This is a genomic window from Nocardia sp. NPDC004123, from assembly GCF_053603795.1.
On the sequence record NZ_JBSGGG010000025.1, the window covers coordinates 141,979 to 160,673 of the forward strand.

Here is an 18,695-nt window from a genome sequence, read left to right on the forward strand (position 1 = left end):
CCGACCGCTGGACCCGAGGGAACCCCGATGAGCGTGGACACACGAATCTTCTACGACATCAACGACTTTGCCCGCGATACCCCGTGGTTGCATCCGATCGTGTCCGGCTACGCCAATGACGGTGTCGTGCTTTTCGCGGTGCTGCTGCTGGCCGGATGGTGGATCGCCCGCCGCGACGCCGATCCCGCTGCGATGGTGGCGGCGGTGTGGGCGCCGCTGGGCATGTCGATCGCGCTGGTGATCAACCAGCCGATCGCCGCCGCAGTCGACGAGACCCGCCCGTGTAATGCGTTGCACGACATCGTGATCCTGCACTGCAACACCGATGCCGGGTTCCCCAGCGACCACGCGGTCATGGCCGGCGCGGCCGCGGCCGGGCTGTGGCTGGTGCACCGGCGACTCGCGGTGCTCGCCACAGTGGCTGCGGTCGTGATGGCGTTCGCCCGGGTGTACATCGCCGCGCACTACCCCCAAGACGTCCTCGCGGGCCTCGCCCTCGGGGCCACGGTCAGCCTGGTCGGGTTCTACCTGACACGACCACTCACGACACGGCTGCTGGCCCTCCTCGCTCGTACTCCACTGCGCATACTGCTCACCGACACCGCAGCCGAACCCGCTGCCGCGCAGCAACAATCGCGATGACCGCGATCCCGGGCAGCCGAACCGATACCGGCCGGGCACGGCTGCTGCCGCTGTACGCGGCCGGGTTCGTGACCGCGTTCGGCGCGCACAGCATCGCAGCCAGCCTCGCCGGATACACCGGCGAACAGCACGCGAGCCTGCTCACCCTGGGGCTGCTGCTGGCCGTCTACGACGGCGCGGAGGTGCTGCTCAAACCCGTCTTCGGAACGTTGTCCGACCGCGTCGGGGCACGGCGGGTGCTACTCGGCGGGCTGGTGGCGTTCGCGGTCGCGTCCGCGGCGTTCGTGCTAGTCGGCAATCCAGGCCTGGTCGGGGTCGCGCGGTTCGGTCAAGGCGCGGCCGCGGCCGCGTTCTCTCCAGCGGCCGGGGCGATGGTCGCCCGGCTCACCCCGGCCGGCGGACACGGGCACGCGTTCGGCAGCTACGGCGCATGGAAGGGCCTGGGCTACACCCTCGGCCCACTGCTGGGCGGCATCCTCGTCGCCGCGGGCGGCTACGGCCTGCTGTTCACCGCCCTCGCGGTGCTCGCGGTCGCGGTCGCGGTGTGGGCGGCGCTCGCCGTGCCTGCTGTCGAGGTGCTGCCGAAAACCCGTCAGACCGTGCTGGATCTGGCCCGCCGCCTCACCAGCGGCCCGTTCCTGCGCCCGACGGCCGCCCTGGCCGGAGCCACCGCCGCGCTCGCGGTCGGGGTCGGATTCCTGCCCGCGATCGGTGCCCGCCACGGCCTGGGACCGCTGGCCACCGGCGCTGTCGTGTCGCTGCTCGCCGCCACCGCCGCGCTCGTTCAACCACGCGCCGGGCGCGCCCGCGACACCGGACGGCTACAGGATCGATCCGGCATGGCAGCCGGGCTGCTCCTGGCCGCGATCGGGATCGCCATCGCCACGGCCCTGCCCGCAACAGCGGGGACGGTGTGCGCTGCGGTCATCATCGGGGCCGGTACCGGACTCATCACCCCCCTCGGATTCGCGCACCTGGCCGCGACGAGCCCACCTGAACGGATCGGCCAGACCACGGGAGCCGCCGAACTCGGCCGCGAACTAGGCGACGCCGGCGGCCCGCTTCTCGTCGGAATCATCGCCACCGCCGCCACACTCAACACTGGCCTGCTCACCCTCGGCGCACTCCTGGCAGCCCTCGCCGCCGCGATAGCCCTGACCACAAGAGCAACCACCGCCGCCCACACCGATACCGGCGGCGCCTGACACCGCGGAAACCGTGCCATCTACCTGCGAGCCACAGCCCGGCGGTGCACGGTGCTGGGTGAGGGTGTACCCCGCGAGGTACTTCCCGGGCCCGGCGCGAACCGGCTGCTCCTGCGCCGCTGACGAGGGGGTGAGAATGGCGAGTTCGCCTATTCGACTGCCGCGGGTTGTGGGTGGTTTCCAAAGGTACCGGCGGGTAGCCACTATCGGCTGCGCGGTCCTTACCAGGTCATTCCTCACGCCCACACGCGTGCGCCGCTGAGCAGTTTCTGGCATCTCATCCGGGATGATGGTGCCGGGTGCGGCGCACTGCATCCGCCTGACCCAGCGGCCGACCGGCGCGGGGTCCGGGTCGGATAGGTGCGGATATGAGCTACAGCTCCGACTGAGGGGATGGTTCATGCGGCCAACGGCCGGAATCGAACTCGGTGCGGTGACCGCTTTCGCTGCGGCGTGGGAAGCCGACGCCCGACCGCCGGTCATCGCGGACTATCTGCCGGGCGTGCGCCTGGGTGCGCTGATCGAACTGATCCGAATCGATCTGCGGCATCGGTGGCTGCGCACACCGGCAGGGACCCGCCCCGGCGGCTCCGACGCCGTGCCCACGGGCAAACGACTGCGCGAATACTGTTCCGAATTCCCGGAACTGCGGCCGGAGCGGATTCCGGCCAGCCTGGTGTACGAGGAGTTCGTAATCCGCCGCCAGAGTGGCGAACAGGTGGATCTGCGCGAATCCCTGCGGGAGTATCCCGAGCAGGCGGCGGAGCTGCGCGAGCTGCTCGACGCCGACGACGAGGATCAGAGCATGCGGCGGGGCAGCCCGCAACTTACCGCCGCGACCTCCGTCGACTCGATCACCCGGTCTGGGAAGGCGACCCGCACCAGCGCAGATACCGGGTCCGCCGGCCTGGACCGCATCGCAATCGGTGAGCGGATCGACGATTTCGAGCTGCTCACCGAGCTGGGCGACGGGGCGTTCGCGCGAGTGTTCCTGGCCTGGCAACGGTCGTTGCAGCGGCTGGTGGCGGTCAAGATTTCCGCCGACCGCGGCACCGAACCACAAACGCTGGCGCAGCTCGACCACGACTACATCGTGCGGGTCTTCGATCAGCGGCTGCTCGACGAGCCGGCGTTGGAGGCGCCCGGTGGTCGCCGCCTGCGCTTGCTCTACATGCAGTTCCTGCCGGGCGGGACGCTGCTGGGCGTGTTGCGCGGGGTGCGGGTCACCCCGCCCGAACAGCGCAGCGGTCAGCTGCTGCTCGACGCGGTAGACGCGGCGATGGAGGAGAAGGGCGAGATCCGGCCGACCGATTCCAGCGTGCGGGCGGAGATCGCCGCGCTGTCGTGGCCAGAGACCGTCGCCTGGCTGGGGCGCAGACTCGCCGAGGCGCTCGCCTACGCCGATGCGCACGGCGTGCTACACCGCGACGTCAAGCCTGCCAATGTGCTGCTCACCGCTGAGGGTGTGCCGAAACTCGCCGATTTCAACATCAGTTTCAGCCGCACAGTGGCCGGTGCCAACCCGGTCGCCTACTTCGGTGGCTCGCTGCCGTACATGTCACCGGAACAGTTGGAGGCCTGCCATCCCGGCTTCGACCGAGCCGCCCAGGATCTGGACACCCGCGCCGACATCTACTCCCTCGGCGTGGTGCTGTGGGAGTTGCTGACCGGGGCCAAGCCGTTCGACGACACCACGGCAGGCGAACGGCACCGTCACCACCCGGTCGGTGATCACCGTCGTCTCCGGCGGCGGGTTGTAGTTCTCCAGGTCCGGGGTGTCGGGACCCTCGAATTTCTCCACCACCGCCGGGAGATCCAGGACCCAGGTGGTGGCGGTCGGTGAGGGATCGGCGACGGGCGTGTACGACACCGTGCCGGCAGGCAGGATCAGGTGTTCTTCGGTGTCGCCGTGCGGATACAGCGGTGTCAGGTTGAAGCGCAATCCGTCGTAGAGGGGGTGAGGCCAGACGGGTTGGCTCAGTTCCCCGCGGCGTAAGTGCGGCCGCTGTGGTTCTTCTTCACACACACGACCGCATTGGTCGAGGGGGTGGCGTCGGGCCCGGTGACGTAGATCCCGAGGGCGACGTACTCGTCTGACGGCGGCACCGGCCGCCACACCTTGTACCGCATGAATGCGTGCTCGACAGTGGCCAGGAGTTCGAAGCGCGCGGGCGGGACCAGCAGGTCACGTTGTGGGGAGTGGTCTTTGACCATGAGGAGGGGCTCTTCACCGGTGCTGAAGCAGAACATGGTGCCCAGCGACCGCCACTCACCCGAGGGATCCGGCGGGACCGGATTCCACAGGTCCGGGTGGAGCCAGTAAAGCTTGCCCTCCGGCATGGACACCTCAGTGGTGAAGCCGAGTTCCAGATGCCCGTACCGTTGGGTTTTCGCTGTCTTGATTGTCTGATACGTCGTCACCGCGCCAGGGGAACACGCCACGTTGTGCACGAAGGCTACTTCGGACCCGGACAACGTGCAGGTGGCACGAACCGAGAGTGCTCAGGCACGAAAGGTCGTAGAAATCCCCGAATTGAGGGTTCCCGCAGAACTCGCCGAATTGAGGGCGGATTCGAGGCTCTGCCGCGAACGACGCAACCGAAGGTGTATCGCGGCTACCAGATCTGGGGCTCGTGCACCGCGGGCCCGATCGCGACGTGTGCGAGCAACCCCGGTAGGTCGATGCCCAGATGCCGGGTGACCTCACCCAGCGCGTTGTCCAGTGCCGCCCGCGTGGACCCCGGTCGCGGGTGCAGCCGCACAATGGTGTCGGCCCAGCGGATTTCGACGTGGCAGACCTTGTCACCGTGGGCGGACCCGGTGACCGGGCGCGGTGCGCCGATGACGACGTGGGCCTCACCACCGCAGCGGCTGACCCGGCCGCTGATGAACACTGCACTCGGGCACTCCCCCTCGACCGATAACGCATGTCACCGTTCGATAGTTCGACGCCGCTGTGCCAGCGGATTGCTCGCATCGATCGTTTTCCGAACGCCTTGATGCTGTTGGGATGGCACCCCTTGCCCTGAGTTGTGTCGAGAAATCCCTTCCGTCAGCGACCGTGTCAGGTCGCCATCAGGGCGGTGTCAGCCGCGCCGGACAAAGTAGGCGCATCGAACAGAACGGGCCCGGACCCGACACCGGATCCGGGCCACTGCCACAACAGATTTCGAAGGAGCACACCATGTCTGCCGCACTCACCCTGACCGACCAGGACAAGGCCACCATCCGCTCTGCCGCCTACGGTGCCGTCTCCCTGCTCGCCGCCGCCTCCGACAAGCCCCACAAGGCCGCCACCGCCGGTTCCCTCGCGCTGTCGTCGGCCACCGGTCAGATCGGACACGTACTGGGCGCGAAGTCCAAGGACATTCACCTGTCCGGCAAGACCGTCGCCGACCTCGCCGACCAGGTTCTCCCGGCCCTGTCCGCCGCGACAGCCCTGCTCGAGCGGCAGGATCCCGCCGAGGCCGACAACTTCCGCACCACCGTGCTGGTCGCGGTCGAGGCGGCCGCCCAGGCGAGCCACAACGGTCAGCCCGGCCCCGTCGTCAACGACATGACTCGCAAGGTGACCGCGGCCCTGCACACCGCGTGAAAGGCAGGGCCCACAGCCGTGGTGGCGGGGTGAGTGTGGTCCTTCGCCGGGGGCTTTGTGATCTGTCGGTGGGGTGCGGGCTACCTCGCGCCGAGCGCGCAGATCCCCACCTGAACGGCTCCGACTGGGGGCAACCTATTGGGCGCTGGCTTCCTGCTACCGCGGATCCTTGTGCGTGGCAGACGAACTCGGCGCGGACACCGTGGCGTTCCCGGCCGTGTCGACCGGCGTGTACGTCTGGCCCATGGACGATGGCGTCGGATCGCGGTCGAGACCGTGCGCGGGCGGTCGGCCATCGTTGTCCCAACCCGGCTCGAGGCAGGCCGCCACTCCGCAGCGGCGTGGCGAAAGGCCTGATCAGGCCGTCGCGCCTACGCTATTTCTCGGTCACCTCCCCTCTGGTGGCCATCTGTGGAGTGGGATACCCAGGAGTGCATACCCACCCCCGCCCGGTTCTTCTCTCGCAGGCCGGGCGGGGCCACAGACCGCCTCTGCCGGATCGGCGACCGTCCGTGCTTGCCGACATTGTTCGGGATGCGTAGCGGCGACCGGTGTTTCACAATCTTGCCTACCGGCGTCTTACCCGGCGCCGGTGTCAGCCCGGCTCGTGTGGTGCAGGCCAAGGCTCGGCTGCCGCGCGGAACTGCTGCACCCCTTGTCACCGGCGGCGACACGCATACCCCGACCGGTGACCGGCACCCGCGCGCCGGCGCGCCCCGGCGCACCTGGGCAGGCACGCATCCGAGGGGCTGAAGTGGCCTGGACGTACTGGAGCGTCCAGGCCACACCCCGACCGCCGATCGTGTGAGACGAGCCACACGCTCGGTGGCTCGGGATGTGTTGGGGCACAGACCATTCGGGGTCACGCGGGTGCAATATCGGCCGCAGTGTGGCGGGGACCCTTCTGCGGCGGGAGCAGCCCATGTCGACGACCCTGCTGGTGACAATCGCGATCCTCACACCCGTGGTGGCGGTGGCCGCCGCCTACGCGACGGTCGCGGCGATCTACTGGTGGGAAAGCCGCTGCCGGGCAACACCGCTGAGCGCGTCCACGTCGGTGAACCACATCCGGATCGAGGACGTGCCGGCGCGGCTGCGGATCCACTGGCCCTGACGCTCGGATGCTCCGCCATGGCATGGTGTTGCCGAGTGATCCCACTGCAGACCTGAGGGGGCTTTGCGATGTCGAATGTTCCTGCCGACCTCCTGTACACCGACGACCACGCGTGGGTACGCACCGAGGCAGACGGCACGCTGACGATCGGCATCACCGACCCCGCCCAGAACACGCTCGCGGACATCGTGTTCCTGGAGCTGGCCCCGGTGGGCAAGCAGGTCATGGCCGGTGAGGCCATCGGCGTCGTGGAATCGGTCAAGGTCACCGCCGAGATCTACAGCCCGGTGACCGGTGAGGTCATCGCGACAAACGCCGACGCCGTCGACACTCCCGGGGTAGTGAACTCCGACGCGTACGGCACATGGCTGTTCAAGATCAGGCTGGCGGCGGGCGCCTCTACCGACCGCCTGCTCACCGCCGCCGAATACGCGAGGAAGGGCGGCTGACCATCGATTTCCGAACGCTCCCGGAACAGGCTTCACCGGAAGCTGACCGTAGAGGCGTGGCCCGCAGCCCGGGCACTGGAAACGTTGATTCGGAGACGGGGTTCCAAGACCGATCCATCCAGCGAAGCTGTCTGCCGCACAACGGATCTCGAAAGCGATCGTTTTAGAGACAGAACATCGGTGAATCTCGAAGACACCGGCCCCAGATCCCGCCATGCCAGGACGGGCGTATCGTCCGGATATGGGTGACGGCATGCCCACAACCTGCGGATGGTGCGGTGCCCGGCTGCCGAGTGATCGGGCCGGGGTCCGTCGCTACTGTCGGCCCGCGCACCGGCAGGCCGCCTACCGGGCCCGCCGGCGGGAAGTCCGATCGCTCGCATGTGCCGAAGGCCAATCGGATCGTGGCATCGGCCGAAGCGATTTCAAAGGCGAACTCGATGCCCCGTGCCGACTCAACCAGGGCGAGTACCGGGACGCCGGGGAGTTCGGCGGCTGTGCGATCGACCTGCTCTGCGGACTCGGTCATGGCGAGCATCACGCCGCTCAGGCCAGCAGCATTGCCGAGCGCCGCGAGATCGATGCTCCAGTCCGCAGTGGTGGCGTCGTTGATGCGCACCCACCCGACGCCGCCGGTCGCGAGGTATTCGGTGACATGCTCGCGGGCTGCAACTTTCGCGGACGGGATCACACCGTCCTCGAGATCGAAAATTACGGCATCGGCTGCCGAATTCATGGCACCATCGAACCGATCAGGGCGCGAACCCGGAACCAGAAGCCAGGAGCGAGCGTGGATCGCCGGAACCGAGACGGTCTGCGGCACGGACGTAGGGGTCATTCGGTTTTCTTCCTCTCGACAGTGATTTGCGGGCCGGGTGACGATCAACGTCAGCCTGTTCGCCGATCATCGGGATCGCTCGGTGGTCACGGGTCTGCTGGTGCTGCTGGCGCTCCTTGGCGGGCATCGTCGGAATCATGTGGTGCTGCTGGCAAACCCGGGCGGCGCTCGGGTCACAGACACCCTCACTTTGCACGAAATGTTCGGGTACAACCTGATTCGGGTCAGCGCGCTGCGCGTGCTGTCCGTAGTCTTCAGCGCGCGCCACGAATAGCCGCATCTGTGCCGCGAATGTGAGTATCGCGCTCCCTGCGAAGGCGAGGGATCGCGGCTCGGCAACCCCTCAGCGCTCGACCGCGTGCTCCGCGTTTTGCCGCGCATCACCGGACTCGGGCCGTGGTTGTTATCGGGCCGCACAGGCACAGGAAGAACATGGCGAAACCGACGGACAACAGGATGTGGCCGAGTCCGGCGATACCCGAGATAGCGGGACTGACATCGTGGTTCAGGACTGTGAGGATGCCGTGGGCGACCATCATGGCCACGGTCACGACCAGCCCGGAGGTTCTTGTGCGCCGCGCGTAGACGCTCGGTCTCGGCCAGCGCTTCCTCTCCCCCATAAACAGGGGTCAACACCGACGCCGCCGCCCTGGCCGCCCGCCCCGTCGGATCGGTGCGGAACTGGGCTCCTCCGTGCTGCTCGACGACCGCGGAGAACGCCGGGAGCCGGGGCAGGGGCCGGATCGGCGTGCACGGTGCCGGCAGTGATGCCGAGGGCCGAGGTGACGACGAGTTTGCTGAACTGCATGGCTTTTGGCCTTCTTGCACGCATAATTCCCATTCCCGGGCAGGGACGCGCTTGTGAAGCGTCCTAGTCGAGTGTCCAGTAGTTGGGAGCTGGATGGTAGCCAAGGGTGGTTTTGGTAACCGAGATCACCGTCCAATTCTGTGATTCAGATCACTTCTGACGCGGATGTGTATGCCCTGCGCGTGTGCTGTTCGAACTCCTGGCCGGTCGTCCTCCGTTCCAGGTGGCCGGTCCCGAACTGCAGATCGCCTCCCATCTGACCCAACCGCCTCCCCGGCTCGGCCTCCTGCGGCCCGAGGTCGGGACCGGTATCGACGCGGTGATCGCCCGGGCCATGGCCAAGCACCCCGACCAGCGGTACCAGCGGGCCACCGACCTCGCCTCCGCCGCCACGGCTGCGATGACCATCGGATCCGGTTCACCGACGCCTGCTACCCGCACCCGCCGCACCGTGGCCGGTGCACAGGGACGATCCGGGTCGGTACCGGGTGTGCGGCCGCGGGCCCGCGGCCCGGGCAGCGGTCACCGCATCCGGCGCGCCGAAAGGATCGATGTATCCACTTTCCAGAAGGCAAAGAACAGCTGGGCGAGAATCCGCGCTGGAGGCCCTGCTCTCCGAGCGCCAGCCCGACCAGATCGGCCGGGACGGCTGGAAGGCCATCGACGTCGCCGAGAAAACCGCGGGCAAGTCCGCGGGCCGCCCGCGCGTGAAGTTCACCAGCGTCGAGAACCTCCTCAAGGCCGCCAAGGACTGAACAACACGGCGGCACACAGCCCTCGACAACGCGAATAGGCAGCGTCGCACCGGGACCGCGGGCGACCGCGTAGTACGGTGGCCCGGCGCTGAACTGGGCGGGGCGCATCTGGTCGAGCAGACAGGAGACCCGGTGGCGGCGAGTACCACGACATCTCACAAGAGCATGGCGCGGATGCCCGGCGGGGAGTTCGCTATGGGGTCCCGGGATTTCTTTCCCGAGGAACAACCGGTGCACACGTCGACGGTCGAGCCGTTCTGGATCGACACTCACCCGGTGACCACCGTGGCCTTCCAACGGTTCGTCCGCGACACCGGGTACGTGACCGTCGCCGAGCGGCCGCTGGACCCGGCGGACTATCCCGGCGCTGCCCCGGCGGCCCTGGTCCCGGGCGCGCTGGTCTTCACCCCGCCCACCGCACCGGTTCCGTTGGACGACTGGCAACGCTGGTGGTCCTACGTTCCGGGTACAAGCTGGCGTCATCCTGGCGGGCCGGATACGAATCTGGAAGGCCGGAGCCATCATCCGGTGACCCAGGTGGCGTACGAGGACGCCGTCTCGTACGCCGAGTGGGCAGGTAAGCAGTTGCCCACGGAGGCGCAGTGGGAGTTCGCCGCCCGGGGCGGGCTCGAGCAGGCGACCTTCACCTGGGGGAACGAGTTCACCCCGCGCGGACGCCGGATGGCCAACACCTGGCTGGGCCGGTTCCCGTGGGAGTTCTTGCCCGGCCGCGGCCAGGCCGCACGACCCGGCACCACGAAGGTCGGAACGTATCCGCCCAACGGCTACGGACTGTTCGATATGGCCGGCAACGTGTGGGAGTGGACCCGCGAACCGTTCCGCCCGGACCACACAAAACCCGCCGGGAACTGCTGCACACCCGGCAACGACTGCGCAGCGACCGGGGAACGGTTCCCACGCCGCGTCATCAAGGGCGGTTCGTATCTGTGCGCGCCGAACTACTGCCTGCGCTACCGGCCGGCGGCGCGCCAGAGCCAGACCGAGGACACCGCCACCTGTCATCTCGGGTTCCGCTGCGTCGCGATTGACTGACGGTTCCGAAACCGCGACCGATACGTTCGACCGATCGGTGTGGCACCCCACAGTTTCGCCGATTCGGCTCTAACCTGCGGCTATGACGGCGACCGCAGACGATCAGAACTCCCCGGAACGACCCGGCTCCGATCCCGATGCGCCGACCGGAAAGCTGTCGAGGCGCGGGATGCTGCGCGGCATCGCGGCGGCCGGGGCGGTCTCGGGCCCGCTGCTCGCCGCGTGCGGCAACTCGAACAGCGACGGGCCACCCGGATACGGGACCGGGATCAACGACGGCTTCGACGGCAAGATCGAACTCGACGTCCGCGACTCCAAACAGGACTGGAAGCCGTTCGAGCTGAAGAAGGCCCCTGATGGCGCACCCAACATCCTTGTGATCCTCTACGACGACACCGGTCTGGCGTCCTGGTCGCCCTACGGCGGACGGATCAATATGCCGACCTTGCAGAAGCTGGCCGACAACGGTCTGACCTACACCCAGTGGCACACCACCGCGCTGTGCTCACCCACCCGGTCCTGCTTTCTGACCGGCCGCAACCATCACGTCAACCGTTTCGCGTCGATCACCGAGGGCTCCACCGGATTCCCAGGCTCGGCCGCGCGCCTGCCGGCCCAGTGCGCCACAGTCGGGCAAGTGCTGCAGGACAACGGCTACAGCACCTTCTGGCTCGGCAAGGAACACAACGTGCCCGTGGAGGACGTCTCCAGCGGTGGCAGCAGATCGGAATGGCCGCTGCAGAAAGGGTACGACCGGTTCTACGGCTTCCTCGGTGGCGAGACCAACCAATGGTATCCGGACCTGGTCGAGGACAACCGGTTCATCGACCAGCCCTACAGCCCGGAACAGGGCTATCACCTGTCGAAGGACTTGGCCGACAACGCCATCAAGATGCTGCGTGACCAGAAGTCGAGCAATCCGTCCAAGCCCTGGTACATGTGGTTCTGCCCGGGCGCGAATCACGCGCCACACCAGGTCCCGACCGAATACGCCGACAAATACAAGGGGCAGTTCGACGACGGCTACGAGGCCTACCGCGACTGGGTGCTGGCCCGCATGATCGACAAGGGCATCATGCCCAAGGGCACCGCCCTGACCCCGATCAACCCGCTGCCCGGGGACGTGGCGGTGCCCGCGGACGCGATGCGGCCGTGGAACTCCCTCAACGCCGACGAGAAGCAGCTGTTCTCCCGGATGGCCGAGGTCTTCGCCGGATTCTCCGAATACACCGACGAGCAGATCGGGCGCATCATCGACCATCTGGAGAAGACCGGTCAGATGGACAACACCGTCATCTTCTACTGCGCCGACAACGGCGCCTCCGGTGAGGGCTCCCCGAACGGCTCGGTCAACGAGAACAAGTTCTTCAACGGCTATCCCGACGACCTCGCCGAGAACATGGCGCTGCTCGACCAACTGGGCACCCCGGCCACCTACAACCACTACCCGACCGGCTGGGCGGTGGCTTTCTCCACCCCGTTCAAGATGTTCAAGCGCTATTCGGAGTACTCCGGCGGCACTTGCGACCCACTGATCATCCACTGGCCCAAGGGAATCAAGGCCAAGGGCCAGATCCGGCACCAGTACCATCACGCGATCGACATCACGCCCACCATCCTCGACATCATCGGGCTGGAGATGCCGAAGGAGTACCGCGGCGTCAAGCAGTACCCGCTCAACGGCGTATCGATGCGCTACACCTTCGACAATGCCGACGCACCCACCACCCGCAAGCGCCAGTACTACGAGATGCTGGGCACCCGCGGTATCTGGGAGAACGGTTGGAGGGCCTCGGCGCTGCACGCGCCGATCAGCGACAAGGGGCACTTCGACCAGGACAAGTGGGAGCTGTACCACGTCGACGAGGACCGGTCGGAATCGAAGAACCTCGCCGATCAACATCCGGACAAGCTGAAAGAGCTCATCGATGCCTGGAACGAGGAGGCCAAGGACAACTTCGTGCTTCCCCTCGACGACCGCACGGCACCCGAGCTAATGGCCGTCGAGAGGCCGAATCCCGAGCCGCCACGGGACACCTACGTCTATTTCCCGGACGCGGCACCCGTCCCCGAGGCGGTCGCGGTCAACATCCGTGGCAAGTCCTACAAGATCATCGCCAACGTCGACCTCACCGCCCAAGCGCAGGGGGTGATCTTCGCGCACGGCTCCAGATTCGGCGGCCACGTGCTGTTCATCAAGGACGGCACACTGCACTACGCCTACAACTTCCTCGGCATTCCACCCGAGCAGGACTTCGTCTCACCGCCGTTGACGCCGGGCAAACACACCTTGGGCATGGAATTCACCCGGGAGAAGGCCGGCCAATACGGAGAATCGCTCGGCACCACCACGCTCTACATCGATGACAACCCCGTCGCCACTGGACCGATGCGCGCCCAGTCCGGCACCTTCACCCTCGCCGGCGACGGCCTGTGCGTCGGCTACGACAGCGGTGACAACGTCTCCAAGCAATACCCGAGCCCGGGGACCTTCACCGGCGGCACCATCGACAGCGTCACCATCAGTGTCGGCAAGGAGACCTACTCCGACCTGGAGCGGCAAGCGGCCAGAGCGTTCGAGACCGACTGAGCGACGGATCCGCCCGCCACCGCGGCGCCCACCCCGCTCTGACCCCGCCGATCCCGCACCCACCTCGCCCGCGACCCCCACTAACCGTGGGAGCGAAAACCATCGCGGCAGTGCCTGCCGCGGCACCGATGACCGTGGCCGTCGCCGAAGCGCCACCGTCCAGTGCCGGTGGCCAGCGATCTTGATCTCGTGGAACAGCTCGGTGGCGTTGGTGCAGCCCTCGTTCCATCTCTGATGCAAGTAGAGCTTGAACTCCTCGAGCAGACTCCGGCGCTGCCCGGTGCCGGTGTTGACCAGCAACTCCTCGACGTTGGCGGCGCGCGCGAAGCGCCGAACGGTTCCCCGGGCAAGCCCGAGCTGGGCGCCGACCGACCGCATGCTCACGCCGTCGGCAAGAAGTGTGTGGACCGCGGCGTAACGTTCGCGGGTCCGCACGGCCCACTTGTCCGTCCGGTCCGCCGGTGGCGCAACCACTTCGGGAATGACCGGGATCTCCTGGCGGTCGGTGCCCGCTGGATCGGTGTCGCGTTCGGTGTCGAGGCATTTTCGGTATCGGGCCACGACGCGCTCGACCGCCTCGCCGAGGTTGTGCCAGATGTGCCAGCGGTCCGCGACCTGCACAGCGTCGGGCGCTCCGTCCGAGACGCCCTCGGCGTAGGCGCCGGCGCGGTCGCGACAGACGATCTCGCCGCCGGGATGCGCACGCAGCCAGGCGGCCAGGGTTGCGGCGGTCCGGTCGCCGAGGACGTCGACGGGTCGCCGGGTCTCGATGTCGATCAGGATCGTTGCGTAGTGGTGCCCGCGACGCAGGGCGAAGTCGTCGACGCCGATCACACGCGGGGTCCCCCGATCCGGATCGGGCAGCGCGCGGATCTGCCGCAGCAGCGTCATCCGGCTGACCGTGGCTGCCAGGTGCCGTGTCATCCGGGCGCCCGGACGACCACCCAAGGCCAGCGCGACCGCACACAGCAGGCGTTGCAAGAGGGCGGTGCGCCGGGCATACCGCCGCACCGAGCTGGACAGGCAGCGGCCGGTCGGAGAGTACGTCCACCTGGTCGTCCGCACCCGCCTCCTGCAGCCTGGCCATCGAGTCGCGCTGCGGTTCGGGAGCGCCCAATTTGTGTGATCTCAAGGGGCGGAGGCGGTTACGGCGGACAATCCGTTCGTACTGCAGGAGGGATGATCATGCACCAGGCTCAACGGTTGGGCATTCATCAAGGGGGACGTGAAGCTGGCGGCGACCGGGGCGGTACCCCGTGAGACGCGCGAAACGTCTGCGCTTGCTGCAGCAGGCGGACAAGGTGTACAACAGCGGGCAGTCCGCAGCGGCGGCCCGTTTGCTGCACACACTGCGCCGCGCGTACTCCGGCACCGAGCAGACATGGGAGTACGCCGAATTCTGCACCGTATACGGTGCGGCGCTGGCTGAATCCGGTGACGCGGACGTGGCTGAGGGGTACTTCATGCACGCCGCGGGCATCTACTTCAGTCGCGGCATGTACCGGGAGCTGGCCAACGCCTGGTTCAATTTGGCCAACGTAGCCAAGTCGATGGTCACTGCGATAGATCCGACCGTGAAGAGGGTGTCCGTGACGGATTCTGTATCAAAGACCGGTTTTTCCTTTGGGGGCTTGTCCGGGTCTCTCCAGGTATGCCAGGGATGACCTGTAACTGAATGCGCGAAGCTGTTTCGTCGGTTGGCGAGCTTTTTGACCTCGCCTTGTAGCTCAGCCTTCTCGTCGGAGTTCATCGTCAGAGTGGAGAGAAGTCTCTCGAACTTCTGCTGCAGGCCGCTGGAACCCGACGGGCGATCCACGGTGATCAAGTCTTCGGCCAACGCTTCGAGCGCTGCGACGGCCGCGACAGTAACCGCGCCGTACCCGATGATCTCAGCGTCGCTGATCGCGTACGTGTCTTCGTCGATCGCCATGTCGCTTTCGCCTTCCCAACCGCGAACGCGGTGCGACCCACTGTCTTTCACCGCTCTGAGGTGATCGAGCTGGTGCTTGGAGGCTTTGCCGATCGTTCGAAAGAGGAAGATGGCGGCGCCGAGTCTACTGGTGAACTCCAAGAACCTGGGGTCATCGAAATCATGGAAATCGACGTAGAGGTCCGCGAGGCTGGAAGGGCTCTCGTCGGCGTCGGCACAGTAGGACTGCTCCATCTCTTCCTGAGACATGGGTGTCAAAGGTGAGAGCGGGTCGCCCGGATCGCCCTTGAAGTACACGAGCGCCACCATATTGGACCAGGACGGTCCTGTCTCCCGAATTGTCGCTGGCCAGGAGCGAGATCGGTACTCGTTGTCCGGCAAGCTCATTCAGAACTGTGTGGAGTACACAGTGGAGCGGCGTCGCTGATGATCCTGCTGATGGTGGATCGGCTGCGTCGGATCTCGTGGGAGATCTGGGTGGGGGTCAGGCCTTGGTCGAAGTGCTTCGACAGGACGACGGCGACCTCGGCAGGGTCGCGGCGGCGGGCGGGGTCTCGGTCACAGATCGCCGCGGCGACCTCAGCCCAACCGACGGCCCATGGACGACTGCCGTGGGGCGCGCACGGAGCTTCGGGCGTAGCAATCGTATGGCCGGGCCCGCTATTTGGGTGCGTACGAACTACTTCGACGTCCGCGCCACGGTGCAATTCCGGGGTGGACAGCGTGCTCCGTGCGGACGCGGTGTGCAGAGCGGACGTTGTGCATGTCTCTGGTTGCGGTGAACGGGCGAGGGCGAGTACCGCGACACTGGCCTGTGTCATGGATCCCTCGATGATCAGCGGCCACAGCCACGCCTCCGTGGCCGGAACACCGGTTGTTCCGGCGAGGTCGCGTAATGCGGTGAACGACAGGCTGAATGCGCCGGCTGCGATCAGCACGGTCATCAGGATTGCGAGTGCATGGATCAGACGGGTGTGGGCGTGCGCACGCAGCAGGATCGTGACGGCGTGGACGGCCGCGAGCAACGCGATCGGTGGCACGATGGCGACGGCCGCGGCCAGCAAGGGGAGTGCCTGCGCGTGTAGGGCGGCATGGGTGGCGTTGCCAGTAATGCTGATGGCTGCGGCGGTAGCGAGTTCCCACCAGAAGTAGGCGTGCGCACGCGGGCTCGTCTGCGCGGTACCGCCCGGACTGGTCGTCGCGGTGTGATCGGAGGCGGGCAGTTGCGTCGGACTGTCCTGGAAATCGGTGTGGATGGGCATAGTGAGGTCCTCGGACGTGGTCGAGTGGCGATGAACCGTCGGTAGGTGATTGCCGTTCGATTGCTACGGCGAGAAATTTGATTCATGACTTGGCGTGTCGACACGCCGGACCAGTGAGCGCGCTAACGCGGTCCCCGGTGCCGACCGCCTGGCGCGCGCATGGGTGTGCCGCGTTCGCGCAGTGCATCGCGGATGGTGCTGGCAGGAAACCCCGTGAGGCGGCTGCAGCTGGCGAGCGAGTGGCCAGCAAGGTAGAGCCGTTCGGCGTTGTCGATGTCGTCCCTGGGTATCGACTGAAAGCGTCTTGGGACCTCACGGTTGTTCAGCAGCGTGAGGACGGCGGTCTTGGAGATGCCGAAGCGTGAGGCGAGTCGAGCGGTGGCGGTGCCTGCGCGGTAGGCGTTGATGAGCTCTTCGACCGTTGCAGGGCTGAGGCGCCGCTCGATTCTGCGTGGCTGGTGAGGGCGGTCCGCGCGAGGCTTCTGACGTCGGCGGGGGCGTGCGGAGCGCTGTCCGATGCCGATCTTGGCGCAGGTGGACTCGAGTTTCTGCAGGTCAGCCCGTTTGGAATAACGCCCAGCCAGGTCCACCTTAGAAGAAGCCGCAGGTCAGCGACCTGCGGCTTCTCTTGATATATCGCAGCAGTGTTGGCTGCGTGCCCTTGACCTGCGAATATGGCGACTGGTCGGTGTTCGAACCCAGCAGCGTCGGTGTGACTGAAGTTGCCGGTGTTACCAGAGTGACTGGTGGGGTTTAGGTTAGTGGTGTTCCTCTAGTTGTCGGGGGGAGGTTCCCTTCGATGATGATCGCGCGGCTGAGCGGTCTGAGATTCGGGGGAGTACCCAGTTCGCTTGTCACGACGATGTGGCGCTCGGAAGATCCTGCGCCCGGTGCCGATATGCGAACGCCGACTGCACATTTCGCTCAGCCATGTATGTCGGGCTGTAGTCAGTTCATTTGTAGGCTGAGAAATCCGTCGCCGAGGTGGGCAATCACGGTGGCCGGGCCTGCCGTGTGCAGGCTACGGATCAGCGTGCCGATGGGGATGACCTGCAGCAACTCGCCGGTGGGTATCGTCCACAGTCGCACGAATCCATCCGCACCGCCGGTGGCCACAATCGAGGCGCCATCAGGCGATCGCCACGTGGTCACGGCAGTCACCACGCCGCTGGTGGCCGTGTCGAGACGGACCTTCAGCGGACGGCCCTCGCGGGGGTCCCACACGCGCACAGTGCGATCGTTGCCGGCGGCGACGAGCAGGATTCGCCCGTCGGAGGTCGGTACCGCGGCCATTGCGGTCACGGTACCGCGGTGGCCTTGCAGGGGAGTGCGGCGCGGTCGTGGCGACAATGGCTGCCACACGTGGATTTTGTGGTCAGCATGCCCGACCGCGGCGAGCACAATCGGGCCGTCTGCGCATGTGAGGGAGGTGATCATCCGCACCGCGCCGGTGTGCCCTTCCAGCGGTGGCCCGTACTGGTCACCGGTGAACGGGTCCCACAGTTGCACGCTGCGATCGTCACCACCGGTGGCCAGTAGGGCGCGCCCGTCGGGGTCTGGAGCCGTTCGAGCGCGGTGACCGATCCGCTGTGGCACGGCGGCGGCGGGCATATCTGCCGTCCGGGGATCTGAGCGGAAGGATCCCAGAGTCGGATGCTGCGATCGTTGCCGGCGGTGACCAGCAGACTGCGTCCACCCCCCGAGTCGAGGCTGATGATGCTGGTGACGGTCCCGTAGTGGCCGGTCAATGGTGGACCGATCAATTCTCCGGTTTCGGTGTCCCAGAGTCTTACCGTGGCGTCATACCCTGCGGACGCCAACATCGTGCGGTCGCCGGTGGTGAAGACAGTCGTCACGGCGACGGCGGCCTGCGCGGAGTCACGTTCGACCTCGCGAGGCTGTGCATCGTGGCCGGGACGGACTCGACCGCGCGGTTCCCACAGGCGTACGACCGCGTCGGATCCGCCGGTAGCCAACAGGACCCGCTCGTCGTCGACTGCGACCGACGTGACCGCGGTGAGGTAGGCGATTTCACCGGTAGGTATGACTCCGACGAGTGTCGCGGTGGCGATGTCCCACAAGCGGATCGCCTGTTCGTGATGGTTCACGCTGGCCAGCAGCGGCGCTTCGGTGTGTGGCACCGTAGTGAGTGCCGTTACCGCGCGGCTGGATTCGGGAAGCGTTCGCGCGGCCGCGCCCGTGGCGGTCAGTTCCCACAACTGGACCGGAGCATTGTCGTGGGCCACGGCCAGGACGGTAGGTTCGTCACCGGCCACGAACGCGGCCAGTGCGGTGATGGTGCCTGTCGCGCCGGTGTCGATCGCGTCGATCGGGCGGTCGCCGACACGAGGGTCCCAGATACGGATCGTGGCGCCGCTCCCCGCGAATCATATTGCGGTTCATGGCATTCATTCCTTCCCCCGGAGGGCCACTCCCCATGGCCCTTCGTCCGAA

At 66.9% G+C, this 18,695-nt stretch carries 17 protein-coding genes and 4 pseudogenes; 11 read left to right on the forward strand and 10 right to left on the reverse strand.

What is annotated here, in order from left to right; translation table 11 throughout:
- Positions 1-27: 27 nt before the first annotated feature.
- The 3 genes and pseudogenes from ACWEQQ_RS32630 to ACWEQQ_RS32640 form a co-directional block, all read left to right on the forward strand.
- Complete coding sequence (locus ACWEQQ_RS32630) at positions 28-642, forward strand: phosphatase PAP2 family protein (RefSeq protein WP_452350944.1); 615 nt, start codon at positions 28-30, stop codon at positions 640-642.
- Positions 639-1,847: an MFS transporter gene (locus ACWEQQ_RS32635; RefSeq protein WP_452350945.1), complete on the forward strand. Its 1,209-nt coding sequence runs from the start codon at positions 639-641 to the stop codon at positions 1,845-1,847. The genes ACWEQQ_RS32630 and ACWEQQ_RS32635 overlap by 4 nt, the downstream gene beginning before the upstream one ends.
- Before the next feature lie 400 nt (positions 1,848-2,247).
- Positions 2,248-3,591: pseudogene (locus ACWEQQ_RS32640) on the forward strand (serine/threonine-protein kinase); the annotation flags it as partial.
- A 233-nt stretch (positions 3,592-3,824) separates the two neighbouring features.
- On the opposite strand, the gene ACWEQQ_RS32645 reads toward ACWEQQ_RS32640, so the two are convergent.
- Together ACWEQQ_RS32645 and ACWEQQ_RS32650 are read right to left on the reverse strand one after the other, a co-directional pair.
- Positions 3,825-4,268, reverse strand: a complete 444-nt coding sequence (locus ACWEQQ_RS32645) for a Vps62-related protein (protein ID WP_452350946.1) — start codon at positions 4,266-4,268, stop codon at positions 3,825-3,827.
- A 194-nt stretch (positions 4,269-4,462) separates the two neighbouring features.
- Complete coding sequence (locus ACWEQQ_RS32650) at positions 4,463-4,741, reverse strand: hypothetical protein (RefSeq protein WP_452350947.1); 279 nt, start codon at positions 4,739-4,741, stop codon at positions 4,463-4,465.
- Positions 4,742-5,031: 290 nt separating this feature from the next.
- Between ACWEQQ_RS32650 and ACWEQQ_RS32655 the strand changes: the two genes are divergently transcribed.
- The 4 genes and pseudogenes from ACWEQQ_RS32655 (at position 5,032) to gcvH (ending at position 7,005) form a co-directional block, all read left to right on the forward strand.
- Positions 5,032-5,442, forward strand: a complete 411-nt coding sequence (locus ACWEQQ_RS32655; RefSeq protein ID WP_452350948.1) for a hypothetical protein — start codon at positions 5,032-5,034, stop codon at positions 5,440-5,442.
- A gap of 145 nt (positions 5,443-5,587) precedes the next feature.
- A pseudogene (locus ACWEQQ_RS32660) lies at positions 5,588-5,799 on the forward strand (macro domain-containing protein); the annotation flags it as partial.
- Between the two features lie 565 nt (positions 5,800-6,364).
- Complete coding sequence (locus ACWEQQ_RS32665) at positions 6,365-6,556, forward strand: hypothetical protein (protein WP_452350949.1); 192 nt, start codon at positions 6,365-6,367, stop codon at positions 6,554-6,556.
- A 68-nt stretch (positions 6,557-6,624) separates the two neighbouring features.
- Positions 6,625-7,005 (forward strand): glycine cleavage system protein GcvH, encoded by a 381-nt coding sequence (gene gcvH, locus ACWEQQ_RS32670; protein ID WP_452350950.1) that lies wholly within the window; start codon positions 6,625-6,627, stop codon positions 7,003-7,005.
- Positions 7,006-7,168: 163 nt separating this feature from the next.
- On the opposite strand, the gene ACWEQQ_RS32675 is transcribed toward gcvH, so the two are convergent.
- Entirely contained in the window at positions 7,169-7,828 is a 660-nt protein-coding gene (locus ACWEQQ_RS32675) for an HpcH/HpaI aldolase/citrate lyase family protein (protein ID WP_452350951.1), read from the reverse strand.
- A gap of 52 nt (positions 7,829-7,880) precedes the next feature.
- Between ACWEQQ_RS32675 and ACWEQQ_RS32680 the strand changes: the two genes are divergently transcribed.
- Entirely contained in the window at positions 7,881-8,117 is a 237-nt protein-coding gene (locus tag ACWEQQ_RS32680; protein ID WP_452345424.1) for a hypothetical protein, read from the forward strand.
- 106 nt (positions 8,118-8,223) lie between these two features.
- On the opposite strand, the gene ACWEQQ_RS32685 is transcribed toward ACWEQQ_RS32680, so the two are convergent.
- Entirely contained in the window at positions 8,224-8,463 is a 240-nt protein-coding gene (locus tag ACWEQQ_RS32685) for a DUF2871 family protein (RefSeq protein ID WP_452350952.1), read from the reverse strand.
- A pseudogene (locus tag ACWEQQ_RS32690) lies at positions 8,408-8,671 on the reverse strand (oxygenase MpaB family protein); the annotation flags it as partial. The gene ACWEQQ_RS32685 and the pseudogene ACWEQQ_RS32690, both read right to left, overlap by 56 nt.
- A 531-nt stretch (positions 8,672-9,202) precedes the next feature.
- Between ACWEQQ_RS32690 and ACWEQQ_RS32695 the strand changes: the two are divergent.
- The 3 genes from ACWEQQ_RS32695 to ACWEQQ_RS32705 all read left to right on the forward strand — a co-directional run bounded on the left by ACWEQQ_RS32695 (position 9,203) and on the right by ACWEQQ_RS32705 (position 13,049).
- Entirely contained in the window at positions 9,203-9,406 is a 204-nt protein-coding gene (locus tag ACWEQQ_RS32695) for a hypothetical protein (protein WP_452345426.1), read from the forward strand.
- A 165-nt stretch (positions 9,407-9,571) separates the two neighbouring features.
- Entirely contained in the window at positions 9,572-10,459 is an 888-nt protein-coding gene (locus ACWEQQ_RS32700; RefSeq protein WP_452350961.1) for a formylglycine-generating enzyme family protein, read from the forward strand.
- Between the two features lie 82 nt (positions 10,460-10,541).
- Entirely contained in the window at positions 10,542-13,049 is a 2,508-nt protein-coding gene (locus ACWEQQ_RS32705; protein ID WP_452350953.1) for a sulfatase-like hydrolase/transferase, read from the forward strand.
- Positions 13,050-13,586: 537 nt separating this feature from the next.
- Here ACWEQQ_RS32705 and ACWEQQ_RS32710 read toward each other — a convergent pair.
- From ACWEQQ_RS32710 to ACWEQQ_RS32730, 5 genes and pseudogenes are all read right to left on the reverse strand, one after another.
- A pseudogene (locus ACWEQQ_RS32710) lies at positions 13,587-13,973 on the reverse strand (ISL3 family transposase); the annotation flags it as partial.
- A gap of 556 nt (positions 13,974-14,529) precedes the next feature.
- Entirely contained in the window at positions 14,530-15,276 is a 747-nt protein-coding gene (locus tag ACWEQQ_RS32715) for a hypothetical protein (protein WP_452350954.1), read from the reverse strand.
- 86 nt (positions 15,277-15,362) lie between these two features.
- Positions 15,363-16,241 (reverse strand): DUF2637 domain-containing protein, encoded by an 879-nt coding sequence (locus tag ACWEQQ_RS32720; RefSeq protein ID WP_452350955.1) that lies wholly within the window; start codon positions 16,239-16,241, stop codon positions 15,363-15,365.
- Between the two features lie 948 nt (positions 16,242-17,189).
- Positions 17,190-17,777 carry a WD40 repeat domain-containing protein gene (locus ACWEQQ_RS32725; RefSeq protein WP_452350962.1) on the reverse strand — a complete coding sequence of 196 codons (588 nt, stop codon included), beginning with the start codon at positions 17,775-17,777 and terminating at the stop codon, positions 17,190-17,192.
- A complete protein-coding gene (locus ACWEQQ_RS32730) occupies positions 17,675-18,487 on the reverse strand; it encodes a hypothetical protein (protein WP_452350956.1) in 813 nt (270 codons plus the stop codon). Before ACWEQQ_RS32730 ends, ACWEQQ_RS32725 begins: the two co-directional genes overlap by 103 nt.
- Between the last annotated feature and the right edge of the window lie 208 nt (positions 18,488-18,695).